Source organism: Adhaeribacter swui (assembly GCF_014217805.1).
Lineage (GTDB): Bacteria > Bacteroidota > Bacteroidia > Cytophagales > Hymenobacteraceae > Adhaeribacter > Adhaeribacter swui.
Genome location: NZ_CP055156.1, coordinates 3,869,709 through 3,886,816 on the forward strand (window position 1 = coordinate 3,869,709; position 17,108 = coordinate 3,886,816).

Consider the following 17,108-nt stretch of genomic DNA (forward strand, 5'->3'; position numbering starts at 1 on the left):
CTAAATTCTTCTGGTGTTTTATGCTTATTCCAGAAAATGTACAACTATAAAAACGTATTTAAACCTATATTGTTTCAAAAGTATCATTTTGGGCCGGGTTCTGGCAAAGGCTTATCCGGGAATAATTATGCTTCCGGTTCGAGGAGCTTATCTTGTATTATATTAAAATTTTTAAAATAATTGCTTTTCCCGCTCATGAATCCAATTAGTTTATCTGACGCCCAAGATACTGGTAAATTATTGCAAACAGCCTTGGAAAGCGCTTTTAACGAGGTGCTCCAGTCGGGCGATTTTATTAACGGGGCGCCGGTTAAAACTTTTGCAAAGGCTTTAGGAAATTTGGTGCGGGTACCCGAAGTTATTACTTGCGGTAATGGTACCGATGCGTTGCAAATTGCTTTAATGGCGTTGGATTTACCACCCGGCAGCGAAGTAATTCTTCCGGCATTTAATTACGTATCGGCGTTGGAAGTGGTAGTTTTATTGGGCTTCGTGCCGGTGTTAGCAGATGTGCTGCCAGATACTTTTTCTTTAGAACCCAATTCGGTAAAAGCCCGGTTTACTGCTAAAACCCGGGCTATTATAGCAGTACATTTGTTCGGGCAATGCGCCGGTTTAGGTTTTCTTAGCGAGTTTTGCCGCCAGCACCAACTGTATTTAATTGAAGATAATGCCCAGAGTCTAGGCGCTCAATGTTTAAGCTCAGAAGGAAAGTCGGCGTATGCCGGCACAGTGGGTCATATCGGAACAACTTCTTTTTTCCCTACTAAAATGCTGGGAGCCCTCGGCGATGGTGGTGCCATTTTTACCCGCGACCAGAAACTAGCTACGAGTATGCGGCAAATTACCCGGCACGGACAAAGCCAGAAATATACATATGCGCGCGTTGGGGTTAATTCCCGGTTAGATACGTTACAAGCGGCATTTCTGCTGGTAAAATTAAATTTTTTAAATTTTTACATTTCCCAACGACAAGCAATAGCCCAGCAGTACGATCAATTGCTGCAAAATAACACCTTTATTCAAGTTCCGGCACGATCCCTAGAAAGTACGCATGTTTTTAACCAGTATGTGATACAAGTACCTGCCGGGTACCGGGATTCTCTGCGGCACTATTTGCACGAACAGCAAATTCCAACTGCGGTTTATTATCCCAGTCCGTTGCATACGCAACCGGCCTACCAGCATTTGGGTTATCAGACCGGGGATTTTCCGGTAGCCGAAGCTATTTGCCCGAAAGTAATTGCCTTACCCATGCATCCCGCTCTTACTTTAGACCAGGTGCAATACATCACTTTCCATATTTTAAAATTTTTTAAAAATCAGACAAGCTTTACTTAAATCTTCCGGATATTGGCGAGCAATTTATCCGTCATTTCAGGAGCCAGGTTCAGACGTATAACGCCGATGCCGTAAACCAGGGTAATTAAAACCGACCGGATGGCAATGTCTACAAACGGATGGTACATAAAAGGCAGTTGCCAACCCACCACGTAAGCCAGCAAGGCCAGCATAATAATTTGCACCGAAGTTTTATCGAAAGGCTGCATTTTATAGAAGTAATACACGCAGGCTACCCGAATAGTATTGATAACCCCGTACACAATAAAAAACACGAAGCCTGCCCCGTTGATGCCATAATTCCGGATAAAAAACGGGTTTGCCACGATAGTGAGTAAGGCTAAGGAAATATTAAAAATAAGGTCCCAGCGGTAACGCGGCGAGGTTAATAAAATGTAGCCGTTAATACCCGAAGCTAAATCAAACAAACGGGCCGCACATACGAAAAAGATGACGTACTTTCCTGCGCTATAAGCTTTAGGTAGCAGCGCTAATAAATTATGAATGTTAGCCCAGATGCCAATAAATAACAAACAGCCCACCACCATGTTAATGCGGGTAACTTGTTTGTAGAGCACCTGCATGGTTTTTAAATCGTTATTTTTCCAGTAATCGGCAATTTTAGGCGACGCAATTTTATAGATGGAACTACCCGCAATTAAAATAATGCTGGCTACATTGGTAGCTGTGGTGTAAATACCGGCATCGCCGAGCCCATTATAATGCGTAATCATGATGGAATCGATAACGGTAATAATGGTGCTGGAAATGTTTCCCAAAAAGGCATATAAGCCATATTGCAGCATTGGCCTAATGGGCTGCCCTCGCCACTGGGTAAACTTAGGCGATACATAAAATTGCTTAAGCCATACAATGTAAACCAGCAAAACCAGCGTAATACCGGCGTTTACCGCAATAAATAAAAACAAGAAAGTTTCAAAATTTATGAAGTCGTAGGCGTACAGCAGCACGCATACACTCACGCCCACCCGCAGCAGAAATTCTTTAGTAAAGGACGGAATAACCGTTTTGTAAAGCGAGGTTAAGTAGCTATTAAATAAAGTGTAGAAAAGTGTAAATAAGCTCAGCGGACCAATGTAGTAAGAATACTGCCGGAGCAACGGCGCTTCTTTGGCGTAATAATCTAGTATTTGCGGTTGAAAAAGATAGAATAACCCTATAATAATGCTAAAACCCAGGAGGGGTATTCCCAGCAAAAAAGTTAAAAAATTATGATGCTTTAAAGCTTTATCCCGGAAAAAAGGAAAAAACTTAATGCCGGCACTCCCGAAACCCAAAGCCGACAATTGCGCCAGTACAATGGCAATGTTGGGTAACACCCGGGTTAAACCCACCTGTTCCACACTTAACATGCGCGGAAAAAGTACCATCACGTTTACGTAACCAATAAGCACCCCGGCGTAAGAAATAATGCTGTTCTGAATGCCTTGCCGTTTAATGATGCCCATGCGCCCTGTAAATTTTAAAAGTGTGCAAATAACGGAAATTATTATTTAATCTGGCCGATGCGGCTGCAGCAAATCATAAACCCGACCGGTAGTTTTAAAGTTAGCTTGTTGCTCTTGTAAGTACGCCATAATGCTTTTAAAGGCCGCCGGACCATTGTGCCCATTATTTTGTGAAAAATTTTCGTTGTGCCAAAGCCAGGTAAAACAACCGCCAAACTTTTTAATTTCCTGGAGCATGGGTTTAATGGCTGGTAATATCTCGTCGGTGGTAAGTTGCAGGTATTTGGGGTGGTGCAGCGTGGCGTCCATTAGGTGCAAGGGTATTTCTAAAAACGAATAGCTTTGTTGGGTCTTAAAATTAAACAGGCGAAACGGAAAGCAAGTACCGTGGCGAAATCCAAAATGCTCCGAAAAACCTAAGGTGCTGTCGTACGCCAGTTGGGCTTCATCCATTAAGGTAGGTGTCAGGAGGGGTTCAAAGCGTAAATAATGAAAACGGTTACCCCGCACTCGGGCTTTTATTTTTAACTTTTCTGGGGCTAGTTTACCTGGTTCCAGAGCGGTAATGTGGCTGCCGTGTACCCCAATTTCAAAATTATGGCGCTGCAATAAAGTGAGCCATTTCTGGTAAAGCGCTTGGGTTACATCATAATCGGCGTTGGCAATGCCCTGGTGTTTACGATTATTGGCCAAAAAGAAAAAGGTAGATTGTGCCCCGTATTGCTGCACGGTTTGCATAACCGCCGGTACGTTAAACCAGTTATCTTTTCCAGCCACCTTTAAGCTAAGTAAATTTAAAAAATTTAAAAATTTACCTTTCCGGAGCGCTTGCATTCCTTCCACCAGCCAAGCCGTTTGGCAATTATCTACGTCGTGGGTCAGGCAGGTAGTAAAATCAGCATTATCCGCCAAAACAGATTTTAATGTAATTCCATAAACCTGTTCAATAGCAGTTTTTAAAATATCGAAGTAATAGTTTACCACCGGCAGGGTAATAAAATTGTATTGATGCTGCAAACTTGCCCGGTAAGGAAATCGTCCGTATTGGTCTCTTTCGGCAGAATAGTATTCCTGCCAGCCGCTCAAAAAGTAAAACGCATTCGCAATGATATCTACCTGAATAATGGCCTTACCATTAATCAAAGTTATAATTTCCTCGGTTGGCAGCGATTCAAACCAGAAGGGGATTTTTTGATTTTTCCAGGTATAATAAACCGGCGGGGCATCGGGGAAAGGAGATGTGTTTTGGAAGAAAGCAGTCTGCGCCGCTTTAATTTGAATCCGGCTGGTATTATTTAATCCATAATAAATTTCAACTGGGGCTTGGAGTTGGTATATTATGTTAAATTGATCGAGAACGTACCGGAATATAGCTTCCATTAATTGCGGCGGGTATTTTTATTTAAAAACGCCTGAATATGCTGGATGGCCATCTCATGGCTTCGGCCTTCGTACTCGGTACCGATTACTGCATTGTAATAGCGGGCCCGCTCCGACACCTCGGGTTTTTGGTACTGATACTTTTTTAAAATAATAATTAATTGGTCCAGATTAGGGGCTTGTTCTACCAGGCCGTGTTGCACGTAACCGTAATAGTCGGTAATAAAATTACTTTTTTCCAGACGATAGTAAATGCTAAGAACATTAAGCATTACAGCTTCCAGGTGAATGGAAGAATCGGCAGCAATCAAGGCATCTTGTTTCGTTAAAAACGAAAATGCCGGTTCTGCTTTAGCATCAGAAAATTGAATAGCGGGGTTTATTTTAAAAATAAAATTAAAGTTGCGTGTATCGCTGGGGTGGGGGCGAAAGGAGATAATTCTATCCGGAAATTCCTGGGTTAAGCGGGTTAATAGTTCCTGAATAGCTTGTAACTCATCAATAATATTGGCACAAACCCCAATGGCTTTAATTTGTGTGCGCTGTTTTTTATTTTTTAAAAAATCGTCGGCCTTAGGCATGCCAATAAACTGCACTGTGCCCGCAATGGGGCCGCAGGCCTGGTATTTATTTAAACTATCCTGGCCTTCGAGCAAGCTTAAATCAAAGGCGAGCGGCGGAAAACTGGTACTTACACTGGCATGCTGAATGTAAATGGTTGGCACCCCTGCGGCTTTAGCGGCCAATAACAAAGCCCGGGGATCGGTGTTATGGTCGTTAGCAAAAATAATAGCTTTTGGGCGATACTTTTTTAAATAATGAACCGATAACTCGTAGTAACCAGTGGCCACATAAATTAAATCGAAAAAGCGCAAAGCCCGCTTGCCTTTTAACCGGTATAATCCCCATAAAAGCGGGAAAAATTTAAAATAATAAAAAAGCTTGCGCCGGGTTGATAAACGGTTTACTTTCTGGTTATAGATGCCGATTTCTTTGTTTTGACCCGCCACAAATACAGCTCCGGGCAAATGGTTTTGCAAGAATTGCAGCGATTCATAATTATTTTTACTGACCACGTACAGCCATATTTTGCCGGTAAGGTTCTCCTGATTTTTTAAGGGTAAAAACAAAGGTAAAATTAACCGGCCGGCAGTGTAGCCAATCACCCGGAGGATACGGGCAAATACATTCACCGGGCTAATAGCGTTAATAGCGTGAGCCGGCAATAACGCAAAAGTATCGGTAAATCGTAAATGCAAAATATCGGCGTAAACCGTAATTAACTTTTTGTAGCGCATTAAAGCAATTCCCAGGTTAAGGGGGTACCCGCTTTAATGGCGGTTTTAGCCGTTTTTCCTAAAACCTGATCCAGGTATTTTGGTTCTAAACCATTATTCGGGCGGATAACCCGCAGATTTTCCTTGGTAAACGGTTCGCCGGGGGCAACATCCTGCGCCACGTAGATCGAGCGCTTAAACAAACGACTTTTATTCTCGGCTTTTTGCACCCCGTATTGAATAGCGCCTAAAGCTAAAAATGCCCGTTCCGATTCTTCCACTAAAAGCTTTAACTCGTGCGGTTCTAAAGAAAAAGTGGAATCTACGCCGCCATCGGCCCGCCGCAAGGTAAAATGTTTTTCGATTACGCTGGCGCCTAAAGCCACTGCTGCCACCGAAGCGCCTACACCCATTGTGTGATCTGATAAACCAACCGGTACATCAAACAACTGCGCTAAATGAGGAATGGTACGGAGGTTCGTGTTTTCGGGGGTAGCGGGGTAGGTGCTGGTGCATTTAAGCAAAACAATATCCTGGCAACCGTGCGCCCGTAACGTTCTTACGGCTTCGTCTACTTCGGCTACGGTAGCTACCCCCGTAGATACAATTACGGGTTTGCCGGTGGCAGCTACTTTTTTAAGCAAAGGCAGATCTGTATTTTCGAACGAGGCAATTTTATAAGCAGGCACTTCCAGTTTTTCTAAAAAATCAACGGCGGTTTCGTCGAAGGGCGAGCTAAAAGCCAGCATCCCTTTTTCGTGGGCCCGGTCGAAAATTGCCTGGTGCCAGTCCCAGGGCGTGTAGGCTTCCTGGTACAAATCATACAGTTCCCGGTTTTTCCAAAGTGAGTTAGGGTCCGAGATGGTCAGGGCGCCCACCATGGTCATGGTGTCGGGGGTATAGGTTTGCAGTTTAATAGCGTGCGCCCCCGCTTCGGCGGCAGCATCCACAATGGCCAAGGCCCGGTCTAGGGACTGGTTGTGGTTACCCGACATTTCGGCAATAATAAAGGGCTTTTGACCTGGGCCTACCAGTATATTACCAATTTGTATTGTTCTCATGTAAGTTGAATAGCCCCAAAAATTAATGGGAAATCGTAAATTTTAAAATATTCGGGTAATCTTTATCCGGATTAGACTCTACTGAAAAACCGGCTTTAGTAAAAGCTTTAATGGAAGCGTTGTTTTCGGGTTGCACTAAACCACTAACCGTAGTGATTTGGGGGGCTGCTTTTTTTAAATTTTTAAGGCCCGCCTGCAACATTAAAGTTCCTAATCCTTTCCCGCGAAAATTCTGATCAATTAAATAGCTGATAACGGCTTCGTTTTTATTGTTTATGTTTACATCAAACCGGATCATACCAACCGGCTCCCGATAAATTTCGGCAATAAAGATAAAACAATTTTTGTCGGTCAGCTTGTACTGAAACCAGGTTGTGTGGGTATTTAAAGGAATGGGGTCGGGGTGTAGGGAAAACCGCCGCACAACGGGGTCGTTAATCCATTGAAATAACAGTTGCACATCGCTGGCTTGCGCGCGCCGGAGCTGCAGCAATTCCGGATAAAAAAGCTGGTCAATTACCTGGCGCAACCGCAACGGGCTTTGCCCATCAAATTGCTGGTGTTGTTGGAGTGCTTGCTCGGTAAAAAAGGCGGTGTTCGTTAATACTTCCGGTAAAAAGTTGTTTAACTGCGTGTACGGTAAAGCTAAATGCTGCTGTAAGAGAAACCTTTCTAAATTTTTTTGATTTTCGGCCGTCCGGATTAAAAATAAAGGGCCACCTACGCTGCACCATTCGTACGCTACCGTGCTGGGCGGCAAAATAGCAAAAGTGCATTGTTGCATTAATTGGCACATTTCAACGGCGCTTAATCCTTGGTGCAGGTTTAGTTGGTTGGTATGGGCAGTACTATTTTTTAGAGTGGTTAAATAGCTATAAGCGCTACCCAGTACTACCTCTATTTTAAAATTTTCCGGCCGCTGCAGCAATGCCGTTATAACTTGAAGCGTAAAGTTTTCCGGATCGGCCCCGCCCATATTAATAAATACCCGCGGGGAATCTGGTCGGGAGCGAACTTGTTGGGCTGCTTTTAAAAATGGCTGTCGGAGCAGGGCAAACGCAGGACCAGTGTAAACTTTCGTATAAGCTTCTTTCGCGTAATTTTCGGGAGTAATACCGCCCGCCGGATTAATAATTACATCGACCAAAAAGTGCGTAGTGTGCAGGTCGTCGATGCAAATAATTTTAAAAAATGGCCGAAGCGCGCTTTGGTAACCGGTTAAAAATTGGTAGCCATCCAGAATTACTGCGGCAAACTGCCCCGCATAAGATTGCGCCAGATATTCGGCCTCGGAAATATAATTGGTAGTAGCGGGTAGCTTAATTAGAACGCACCCACTTTTTTGAATTTGTTCCGCAATAGCTTCCGAAGGAGCCTGAATGGCGAAGGAACAATGGTAGTAGGGTTGCAGCATTTCGGCCAGGGCCAAAGACCGCACGAAGTGCCCTAATCCAATGGTGCTGTTGCCATCGGTTCTAAAAAGTAAATTCATTTTATCTGTTTCCGGATTTGCTGCTCCCCTAAGCAAGCCGCGCGGGGCAAATCATTTTCTGAATAAAACGACGGCTTCCTAAATTTCTTCCGTTATGGTTGAAAAACTTTTGTAAAATTTTAAATCAAGTTATACTCAAAAGTAATCCAGTGATTTTTTAAATTTTCTTTTGTTCAATATGCGCGTTTATCTGCGCTAGTTCCGGATTGTTTTGTAGTAAGTGAATAATAGAGGTATAACCTAACTTATCCGCGGCAAATTTTTCTATTAAAACTTTAACTAAATCAAAATCTTCCGGCGTATCTACAGTTATCCGAAAATTACTGGCATCTACCGGGTTAATGATATCGGCATTACTGGCGTGGGTCTTAATGTATGGGGTAACATGCTCTTTTTGAAATGCTTCTGTGGCTGCTTTTGCCGCTTCTTGTAACAAGACAAATGAAAAAATTTCAAAATCCAGGCCCCGTGGGAACGTGCGCACTACCGTGTTCGATAAATATAGTCGGTCATCGGCCTTTTGCAGGTATTGCTGTACGCCGGATTTTATTAAGTTACCATCAATTAAAGGGCAATCAGAAGTTACCCGCACGATTATATCCAGGTTGTAGGCTAAAGCGGTTTCGTAGTAACGGGAGAGCACGTTATTTTCGTCGCCTCGGTAAAAATCTAAACCTTCCATTCTAGCAAATTGCACCAGCGCCTCATCGGTGGCATTGGTAGTGGTGGTTAAAAATACCGGATAACCACTTTGGCGCAGACGATCGGTGTGGTACTTTAATAAGGGCTGTTCTTTAACCGGCAGTAAAACTTTACCCGGCAAGCGGGTGCTGGTCATGCGGGCCTGCGATATAATACCTACTTTTTTCAAGGAATAACGCTCTAAGTTTAAAAATTACGTACGATCAATAAACTCTAAAATCTTATCAATTACGTGTTGTTGTTCCTGGGCGGTTAAAGTAGGATACATCGGTAAACTTAAACAGTGCTCGTAATATTTTTCAGCCAGCGGAAAATCGCCGGTTTGCCACCCTAACCCTTGATAATAAGGCATGGTATGCACCGGAATGTAATGCACCTGGGTAAAAATCTGATGCTGGCGTAAGTAGTCGTATAAACCTTTTCGGTCCGGCACCTGGATGATGTACAAATGGTAGGCGTGCCCATCTGTATTCTTCTCCTGATAAGCCTCCGGGTTTAAAATAGTAACGTTTTTTAAATTTTTAAAAGCCTGGTCGTAGCGCTGCGCAATATGGTGCCTTTGAACTAAATCAGCGGCGGCGTTGCTTAACTGCGAAATTCCCAAAGATGTTAAAATATCCGGAATGCGGTAGTTATAACCTAAATCCTGCATTTCGTAGTACCAACCGCCTGGGTTCTGGTGCAACAATTCCGGGTTTTTAGTGATTCCGTGGGTGCGGAGCAATAACAATTTTTTATAAAAATCTTGGTTGTTGGTGGTAATCATGCCGCCTTCGCCGGTTGCAATATGCTTTACGGGATGAAAAGAAAATATCGCTAAATCGGCAAAATCACCGTTGCCGCAATTTTGCTTTACACCCTTAGAATCTACAAAATAACCGCCCGGGGCATGGCAGGCATCCTCCAGCAGCCACAAATTATACGCATTGGCTAGTGCGCGGAAAGCCTCCAGGTTTACGGGCATACCGGCAAAATCAACCGGTATGATGCCTGAGAAAAAGTTTTTGGGTTTACTTTCCAGCAGAGCCTTTACTTTATCAATATCCAGTAAACCGGTAGCTGGGTCGATGTCGGCGAACCAAATGGTGCCGCCGCAGTAACGCACGCAATTGGCCGAGGCGGCAAAAGTTATGGGCGTGGTAATAACGTTACTTTGCTCGTTTACGCCTAAAACCAGGGCGCATAAGTGCAAAGCAGCGGTGCCGTTGGTTACCGCTACGGCGTATTTACTCCCAATATATTGCGCAAATTTTTGTTCAAACTCTTCTACTTTCGGGCCCTGCGTTAAAAAATCGGATTGTAAGGTTTCTACCACCGCCTGAATATCGGCTTCGGTAATGTTTTGTCTGCCGTAAGGAATAGGCCGCATGCGTGTTCTTGGTTTAGTAATCGAATAAGATTAAACAGCTATTCTGAGTAAGTTATCGAGGAAAAATTTTAAAATTTATCGCTTGCAAAGAGCTAAAAAAGCTTTTTGAAAAGATTTAAGTATTATTCGTATAGATAACCTGATGCCGGTAGAACATTATAATTAAATTGCGCTTTAACTCGAAAGGCTAACCGCCAATAGTTAAATGCACATTTATTATGTAAGTTAAACCGTGAAATCAGGATCAACGTGTAACTTTATTTGCTCCCGAATTCCTTCCGGCGTTAACCATTCCGTGTTCGATTCGGAATTATAACGGAAGCCTGGCTCAACGTAGTGGCCTTTAAAATTTTGAATAAACTCCTCGGTGGACCAAACCGGAGTGGAAGGCAGAATTACAAAATATTTTTCCAGCTCAATGGTATTGTACGAATCTGATTCCGTAATCATTTCTTCGTGTAACTTTTCGCCCGGTCTAATGCCCACAATGTGTTGCTGGGCAGTAGGAGCAATGGCGGTGGCTACATCTGTAATTTTATAAGATGGTATTTTGGGTACAAAAATCTCGCCGCCCCAGGCGTGTTCTATTGCGTGCAATACCATATCTACGCCGTCTTTCAACGAAATATTAAACCGGGTCATGTGCGGGTGCGTGATGGGCAAAAGGCCTTCCTGGCGCTTGTTCAGGAAAAAAGGCACTACGGAGCCGCGCGAACCAATCACATTGCCGTAGCGTACCACCGAAAAAGCCAGGTTCCGGGAGCCTTTCATGTTGTTAGCCGCAACAAATAATTTATCGGAACAAAGCTTGGTTGCGCCATACAAGTTAATAGGAGCAGCAGCTTTATCGGTGCTTAAAGCCACTACTTTTTGTATGCCACAATCCAGGGCGGCATTTATCACATTTTCTGCCCCAAAAATATTGGTTTTAATGCACTCCATCGGATTGTACTCGGCTGCCGGTACTTGTTTTAAAGCCGCGGCGTGCACAATAATATCAATTCCTTCGCAAGCGCGTTTTAGTCGGTCGCCGTCCCGCACATCGCCAATAAAATACCGGAGCGCTTTATATTTTTGCGGAGAAAAAGTCTGGCTCATTTCAAATTGTTTCAACTCATCGCGCGAGTAAACCACCAGGCGTTTTACCTGGGGCCACTTTTCGAAAATGGTTTCCACAAATTTTTTCCCGAAGGAGCCCGTACCCCCCGTTATAAGAATAGCTTTATTATTTAAGTCTAATGCCATTTAAAAAATTTAAAAATCTACTATTAATCTTTATTTACTTAAAAGTAAAAAGAAGAGTAAAGATAAGCGGTTTAAATGAGTAGTTAAGCGAAATGTGTTTTGTAATTAGGGCACAGCTTATTTTGCTTGCTTAAAGCGTTAAATTTGACTTTTATTTAAGATATGAGTTTAAGAAAGATTGTTTATCAATTTTTATCCTGGATTAACTATTATTATTTTCCAACTTCTCTCGCGCCGGAAAGTAAAGATGTTTACTTAGAAAGGTATAAAGTTAATTTTACACCTGAAGAAATAGAATTTTTAAAAAAAAGCGCTGCTACGTTTAACTACGCCACCGATTACGCGGATGTTTATTGGCAAAAAGCATTGTATACAGTAAAGCTTAGTCAGGTAACTTTGCTGGGAAATTCCGGGGCATTAGTAAAACAAGAGAAAGTTATTTCGGATTCAACCTTTGATCAGGTGCGCCTGTGCCTTTCACCGGCTTACCGGAGCCCGGCTTTTATGCGTAAACGCCGGAAAACCGGGTTATATACTTCTATTTTTCATTTACCCTGGGCGCAAACCAGCAACTATCACTGGTTTTATGATTGTTTGCCCCGCTTGTACCCCCTTTTGCAGCAAGTAAAAGACCCCATTCAATTAATTGTAAACAAAGACATACCGGCCTTTCAATTACAAACCCTGCAATTTGTAATTAAAGATTATCCGCATTTTTCTATAACCTTCCAAAGCAAAAATGAGAAATGGGAACTGGAACATTATATTTTTCCGGGGTTTACCACTAATCATATTAGCGGTTATTTACCCGCGGAGGTAGCGCATTTTTTAAGAAATAAAATTTGGCAAGGCTACCAAGTACAAGCTCTTCCTGCAAAAAACAGAATTTACATTAGCCGAAGTAAAGCCCGCAAGCGCAGAGTAATAAACGAAGCAGAATTAATTAAAGCTTTAATCCCGTATAACTTTCAGGTAATTTACGCCGAAGATTTAACCTACGCCCAACAAGTTCAAATATTTTACCAGGCCGCTATTGTGGTGGCGCCGCACGGGGCCGGCTTAACCAATTTGTTATTTAGCGAACAATGCAGTGTAATGGAGTTGCACCCCGTTAACATTATTAAACCGCATTATTTTTTAGCCGCAAAAGCCTTAAATTTTAATTATGATTATGTATTAGGCAGTAACGCAGATAATAATTTAGATTTTGAAGTGCGGGTAGAGCAAGTACTTGCGGTAGTAAGTAAAAAGTTAAACTGATTAGCGAAATCACAAAAGCTGGCTAAACTAAAATTTAGTGCAACCGGCTTTTGTGATTTTTTAAATTTTTAAAATTTAACTCGCAATAATTTCAGCTAGTTTGCCGGTTAAGGCCCGCCGGGAGTATCGGTGGTAATCTACCATGGGTAAATCCAGGTTGGGGTTAATTTTCCAGTTGCGGGCCATCTGGTCCAGGTAATCCACCATTTTGTTGTAGCCGGTATAATGGAAAACCCGCCCGGCTCCGCATTCGTCAATAATGCGGTCAGCATCGCTGTCCAGGGGGCCAATGCAGATAATGGGCTTGTTTGAAGCCAGGTACTCGAACAGTTTACCGGGCAAAATGCAAAAGTTATTAATCACATCCGGAATGCCCATTAACAATACCGTGGCCGACATTAAATAACGGATAGATTCGTGATGCGGCACAAAGGAAACCAACTCTGTAATTGGATCAATGCCGGCTTTCTGCACTTGCTGCCGCACTGTTTCCGAAATTTTACCTACAAAGCGTAAACGAAATGGTATTTGGGGATAACGGTTCGCCACATCGGCTAAGGCTTTTAAAAACAACTCAATGTTGTAGGTTTCCGAAATAGTACCGGTATACGTAATACAAAAAATGTCCTTGGGTGGATCGGAGGGGTAAACAAAATCTTCTTCGTCGTAGCCATTCGGTAAAACGTGGATTTTAGTTGAATCTATTAAGGTTGATTTGGCTACCAGCAGGCGTTTGGTATCGGCGCTGGTAACCAAAATAGCATCGGCACCTTCAATTACCGCTTTTTCGTAGCGGGCATCTATTTGCTTGGCCAGCGTGGTATGGTTCAGTTCTTTGTAATAATAAATGTCTGTCCAGGGATCGCGCAAATCGGCAATCCATTTTACTGCCGGAAACAATTTTTTCAATTTTAAACCAATAAGCTGCGTAGAATGTGGCGGACTGGTTGTAACAAAGGCGGCAAATGGTTCGGCTTGCAACACCTTTTTGGCGGCACTAACGGCGTAGCGGTTCCAGCCCACGCGGGCATCCGGAATAAATAAATTGCCCCGGATAAAATTAAAGGCCTTCTGCACCAAACTTTGGTTATTTTGGTTCGCAAAACCGCCGTACGGAATTTCTTTTTTGCCGGTCAGCTTTTTATAAAATTCGAAAGGTTCGCTGGTATTCGTACGAATTACGCGCACCGAGGCCGGAATATCAGCGGATAGAGAATGATCCAGCACCGGGTAAGCGCCTTTTTTCTCATCTACGGTGATAACCGTGGGGTTTACCTCAAATTCGGGCAAATGCTTTACAAATTTTAAACAACGCTGCACACCGGCTCCGCCCGAAGGCGGCCAGTAATACGAAAAAAATAAAACATTGCTGGGTTTGGAAGTATTTTGGTTTGCCAAGGATCGAATAATCTAAATTTAAGCTTATACGAAAAATTCCGGCGAAAATAAGTTCCGGGAAATTTAGTAGATCGAATATACGCGGCTCGCGTAAAAATATCAGGTATTTTTGATTTTTCTGCGTATTTTTGTTTACCAAAGGAGATATAACATGTTTGATAATTTAAGTACCAAGTTAGACCGGGCTTTTAAAACCCTGAAAGGCCAGGGCAGTATCACCGAAATTAACGTAGCGCAAACCATAAAAGAAGTACGTAGGGCTTTGGTGGATGCCGACGTAAACTATAAAGTTGCCAAAACGGTAACTGATAAAATTAAAGACGAAGCCATGGGCCGCGACGTGCTGATTGCCGTATCGCCGGGCCAGTTGATGGTTAAAATTGTGCACGAAGAGCTCACCGAATTAATGGGCGGCGAAAAGCAGGATATCCAGATAAAAGGCGATCCGGCTGTTATTTTAATTGCGGGTCTGCAAGGTTCGGGTAAAACAACCTTTACCGGCAAATTGGCCAATTATCTTAAAAAACAAAACCGCAACGTATTGGTAGCGGCTTGCGACGTGTACCGCCCCGCTGCGATTGATCAGTTAAAAGTATTGGCCGAGCAGGTAGGAGTAGAGGCTTATACCGAACCTGATAATAAAAATCCGTTACAAATTGCGCAGAACGCTATTGCTTACGCCAAAACCAATAATAAAAAGGTAGTAATCGTGGATACTGCCGGCCGTTTGGCCGTGGATGAAGCCATGATGCGCGAAATTGCTCAGTTAAAAGACGTGCTGAAACCAACTGAAACCTTGTTCGTGGTAGATTCCATGACGGGCCAGGATGCGGTAAACACGGCTAAAACTTTTAATGACCGCATTAATTTTGATGGGGTAGTTTTAACCAAACTTGATGGCGATAGTCGCGGGGGAGCTGCTTTGTCTATCCGGGCGGTAGTTGAAAAACCCATTAAGTTTATCAGCACCGGCGAAAAAATGGAAGCCCTGGATTTGTTCTACCCAGATCGGATGGCGCAACGGATTTTAGGTATGGGCGACGTAATTTCGTTGGTAGAACGCGCGCAGCAAACCTTCGACGAAGAAGAAGCCCGCCGGATTAACCAAAAAATCCGCAAGAACCAGTTTAACTTCGACGACTTTTTATCGCAACTGGAGCAAATTAAAAAAATGGGGGATATTAAAGACCTTGTTAGTATGATTCCGGGGGTAGGTAAAGCCATGAAAGACGTGGAAATCGATGAAAATGCTTTTAAACCCATCGAAGCTATCATTAAATCCATGACCAAAGATGAACGGGCTAACCCGGATATGATCAGCGGCAGCCGGCGCAACCGCATTGCCAAAGGCAGCGGCACCAACATTCAGCAGGTAAATAACCTGATGAAGCAGTTTAACGACATGCGCAAGATGATGAAGAACATGAATAAGTTAACCGGTAAAGGCGGTGCTTTATCTAAAATGAAATCGTTTAAATAATTTTTAAATTTTTACAAAAAGAAAAGGCTTTGGTTCACCAAAGCCTTTTCTTTTTGTAGCAAGCTGGCAACAAGTTATTGGCTAGTAATCTTTTTTATCCGAGAACGTGCGCCATTCCTGAAATGCAAGGTTAGCTTCTTCGGGTAGCAATTGCTCCATAGGAATACTACGTTCCGGGAGTGGTTTATCTATTTGCTCGTAAATAAAATGATCGTCGAAGCCGATGGCGGCGGCATCTTGTTTGGTGTTGCCGTAATACACTTTCCGGAACCGGGCCCAGTAAATTGCGCCCAGGCACATGGGGCAAGGTTCGCAACTGGTGTATAATTCGCAATCTGTTAACTGAAAAGTTTGCAAAGCCGCGCAAGCTTTCCGGATGGCATCTACTTCGGCATGGGCCGTAGGGTCGTTAGTAGCTAATACATTATTAAAGCCACGGGCAATAATCTGGTTATTCCGAACAATTACGGCACCAAAAGGCCCGCCGTGGCCGGCTTTCATGGTATCCATAGAAAGCTGAATCGCTTCCCGCATAAATTCTTGTTTTTTGTCTTCCGTCACAGTATTTTTTAAATTTTTTTATTTTTGGAATGGCTGAGTTAAGGCTTTGGGTAAAAGACGTGCAAGGCTGTCGGCCGTGGCAAGGTGTTTACATAATGTTGGCGTGTCGTTATTTTTCTTTTTTGTTTAAGTTGCCAAGCACCTTTTGTTTGAATTCTATTTCGTCCAGTTTCAGGTCTTCATAAGAATAAAGACCATGTGGTCCAATTGAATGTTGCAAAGCTAAGTCAACGGCAAAGGAAATCTTCCGCATGTTTTCAATCGAGTTACATAAAGATCTATGTCGCACTTTGCGGTTCAGCTTATACCTCTTGTCTGTTAGGCTTACTTTATTATTGAAAATCTTAATCAATATTGAGTCATTATCTTGGTTAAAGCTCTTCAAACTGTTAATCGGGATTTCTATTTGCCGTAGCTGAGAATACATTCTAGAGTACCAATGATTAAATAGTTCATATTTTACGTTATTTTCGTCAACTGAAACTGCTATGTCGAGATGTCCGGGGAAGAACTTAGTGCCTTTTCTTGAGCTAAACAATTCCTGACCGTAAGAAGCCATGTAAATGAAGGAGAAAAAAATTGTTGTCAGGATTGCTTTCATGTTTTTATCTTTCTAATGCCTACCAACAATCATATTTAAAAAAATAAATTTTTAAAAATTACCCAACCTAGCTTCTGTTAATTATTTAAGAACAATCAAGTTGAGCTAAAGCAAAAAGTTCTTTTTCTAATTCCAGGACTGCTTTTTGGTAAATAGCCATTATGGCCGCTATTTTAATTGGAATTAATTCTACGTTTATTGGTTGCAGTGTATAGGTTTGTAACTCTGCCAAAAAGTTTTGCAATTCCTGGATGCCCATTAGAGCTACGCCCGAAGTCATTTTATGGGCAAGCTTTTTTAAATTTTCCCAATTCTGCTGTTCTAAGTAGCCGGTAAGCAGGTGCATATTGGCTGGCGTTTGCTTTAAAAACAACGCGATCATATCGGTCATAAACTTGGTATCTCCTCCCGCTAAATCCCGCAAGTAAGTCAGGTTTACTACTGGTTCTTCCATTCATTATAAATCCGGGCT

Annotated in this window: 15 protein-coding genes; 3 read left to right on the forward strand and 12 right to left on the reverse strand. The window is 42.8% G+C overall.

From position 1 onward, the window contains the following. Positions 1-195: 195 nt before the first annotated feature. Entirely contained in the window at positions 196-1,341 is a 1,146-nt protein-coding gene (locus HUW51_RS16190) for a DegT/DnrJ/EryC1/StrS family aminotransferase (RefSeq protein ID WP_185270668.1), read from the forward strand. Here the strand turns inward: HUW51_RS16190 and HUW51_RS16195 are convergent. From HUW51_RS16195 to pseB, 8 genes are all read right to left on the reverse strand, one after another. Further along, a complete protein-coding gene (locus HUW51_RS16195; RefSeq protein ID WP_185270669.1) occupies positions 1,338-2,810 on the reverse strand; it encodes a lipopolysaccharide biosynthesis protein in 1,473 nt (490 codons plus the stop codon). The genes HUW51_RS16190 and HUW51_RS16195 overlap by 4 nt on opposite strands. Positions 2,811-2,855: 45 nt before the next feature. Next, positions 2,856-4,190, reverse strand: coding sequence for a polysaccharide deacetylase family protein (locus HUW51_RS16200; RefSeq protein ID WP_185270670.1), 1,335 nt, complete (start codon positions 4,188-4,190; stop codon positions 2,856-2,858). After that, the gene (locus HUW51_RS16205; RefSeq protein ID WP_185270671.1) at positions 4,190-5,488 is read right to left on the reverse strand and encodes a glycosyltransferase family protein; all 1,299 of its coding nucleotides are present in this window, start codon (positions 5,486-5,488) and stop codon (positions 4,190-4,192) included. Before HUW51_RS16205 ends, HUW51_RS16200 begins: the two co-directional genes overlap by 1 nt. Next, positions 5,488-6,528 (reverse strand): pseudaminic acid synthase, encoded by a 1,041-nt coding sequence (gene pseI / locus HUW51_RS16210; protein ID WP_185270672.1) that lies wholly within the window; start codon positions 6,526-6,528, stop codon positions 5,488-5,490. The genes HUW51_RS16205 and pseI overlap by 1 nt, the downstream gene beginning before the upstream one ends. Positions 6,529-6,550: 22 nt before the next feature. Further along, positions 6,551-8,020: a UDP-2,4-diacetamido-2,4,6-trideoxy-beta-L-altropyranose hydrolase gene (pseG, locus tag HUW51_RS16215; protein WP_185270673.1), complete on the reverse strand. Its 1,470-nt coding sequence runs from the start codon at positions 8,018-8,020 to the stop codon at positions 6,551-6,553. A 157-nt stretch (positions 8,021-8,177) separates the two neighbouring features. After that, on the reverse strand, positions 8,178-8,891 hold the full coding sequence (locus HUW51_RS16220; RefSeq protein WP_228466681.1) for a glycosyltransferase family protein: 714 nt from the start codon (positions 8,889-8,891) through the stop codon (positions 8,178-8,180). Between the two features lie 24 nt (positions 8,892-8,915). Further along, complete coding sequence (pseC, locus tag HUW51_RS16225; RefSeq protein ID WP_185270674.1) at positions 8,916-10,091, reverse strand: UDP-4-amino-4,6-dideoxy-N-acetyl-beta-L-altrosamine transaminase; 1,176 nt, start codon at positions 10,089-10,091, stop codon at positions 8,916-8,918. 225 nt (positions 10,092-10,316) lie between these two features. Continuing rightward, positions 10,317-11,336, reverse strand: coding sequence for a UDP-N-acetylglucosamine 4,6-dehydratase (inverting) (gene pseB, locus HUW51_RS16230; protein WP_185270675.1), 1,020 nt, complete (start codon positions 11,334-11,336; stop codon positions 10,317-10,319). A 162-nt stretch (positions 11,337-11,498) separates the two neighbouring features. On the opposite strand from pseB, the gene HUW51_RS16235 reads away from it, so the two are divergent. Next, on the forward strand, positions 11,499-12,596 hold the full coding sequence (locus tag HUW51_RS16235) for a glycosyltransferase family 61 protein (RefSeq protein WP_185270676.1): 1,098 nt from the start codon (positions 11,499-11,501) through the stop codon (positions 12,594-12,596). Between the two features lie 75 nt (positions 12,597-12,671). On the opposite strand, the gene HUW51_RS16240 is transcribed toward HUW51_RS16235, so the two are convergent. Then, positions 12,672-13,994 carry a glycosyltransferase family 4 protein gene (locus tag HUW51_RS16240; RefSeq protein ID WP_228466683.1) on the reverse strand — a complete coding sequence of 441 codons (1,323 nt, stop codon included), beginning with the start codon at positions 13,992-13,994 and terminating at the stop codon, positions 12,672-12,674. Between the two features lie 151 nt (positions 13,995-14,145). On the opposite strand from HUW51_RS16240, the gene ffh reads away from it, so the two are divergent. Continuing rightward, positions 14,146-15,474 carry a signal recognition particle protein gene (ffh, locus tag HUW51_RS16245; RefSeq protein WP_185270677.1) on the forward strand — a complete coding sequence of 443 codons (1,329 nt, stop codon included), beginning with the start codon at positions 14,146-14,148 and terminating at the stop codon, positions 15,472-15,474. A gap of 81 nt (positions 15,475-15,555) precedes the next feature. On the opposite strand, the gene HUW51_RS16250 is transcribed toward ffh, so the two are convergent. From HUW51_RS16250 to HUW51_RS16260, 3 genes are all read right to left on the reverse strand, one after another. Then, positions 15,556-16,035: a nucleoside deaminase gene (locus HUW51_RS16250; RefSeq protein ID WP_262891287.1), complete on the reverse strand. Its 480-nt coding sequence runs from the start codon at positions 16,033-16,035 to the stop codon at positions 15,556-15,558. A gap of 109 nt (positions 16,036-16,144) precedes the next feature. Beyond that, complete coding sequence (locus HUW51_RS16255) at positions 16,145-16,636, reverse strand: hypothetical protein (protein ID WP_185270678.1); 492 nt, start codon at positions 16,634-16,636, stop codon at positions 16,145-16,147. 85 nt (positions 16,637-16,721) lie between these two features. Further along, positions 16,722-17,090, reverse strand: coding sequence for an Hpt domain-containing protein (locus HUW51_RS16260; protein WP_185270679.1), 369 nt, complete (start codon positions 17,088-17,090; stop codon positions 16,722-16,724). Positions 17,091-17,108 lie beyond the last annotated feature (18 nt).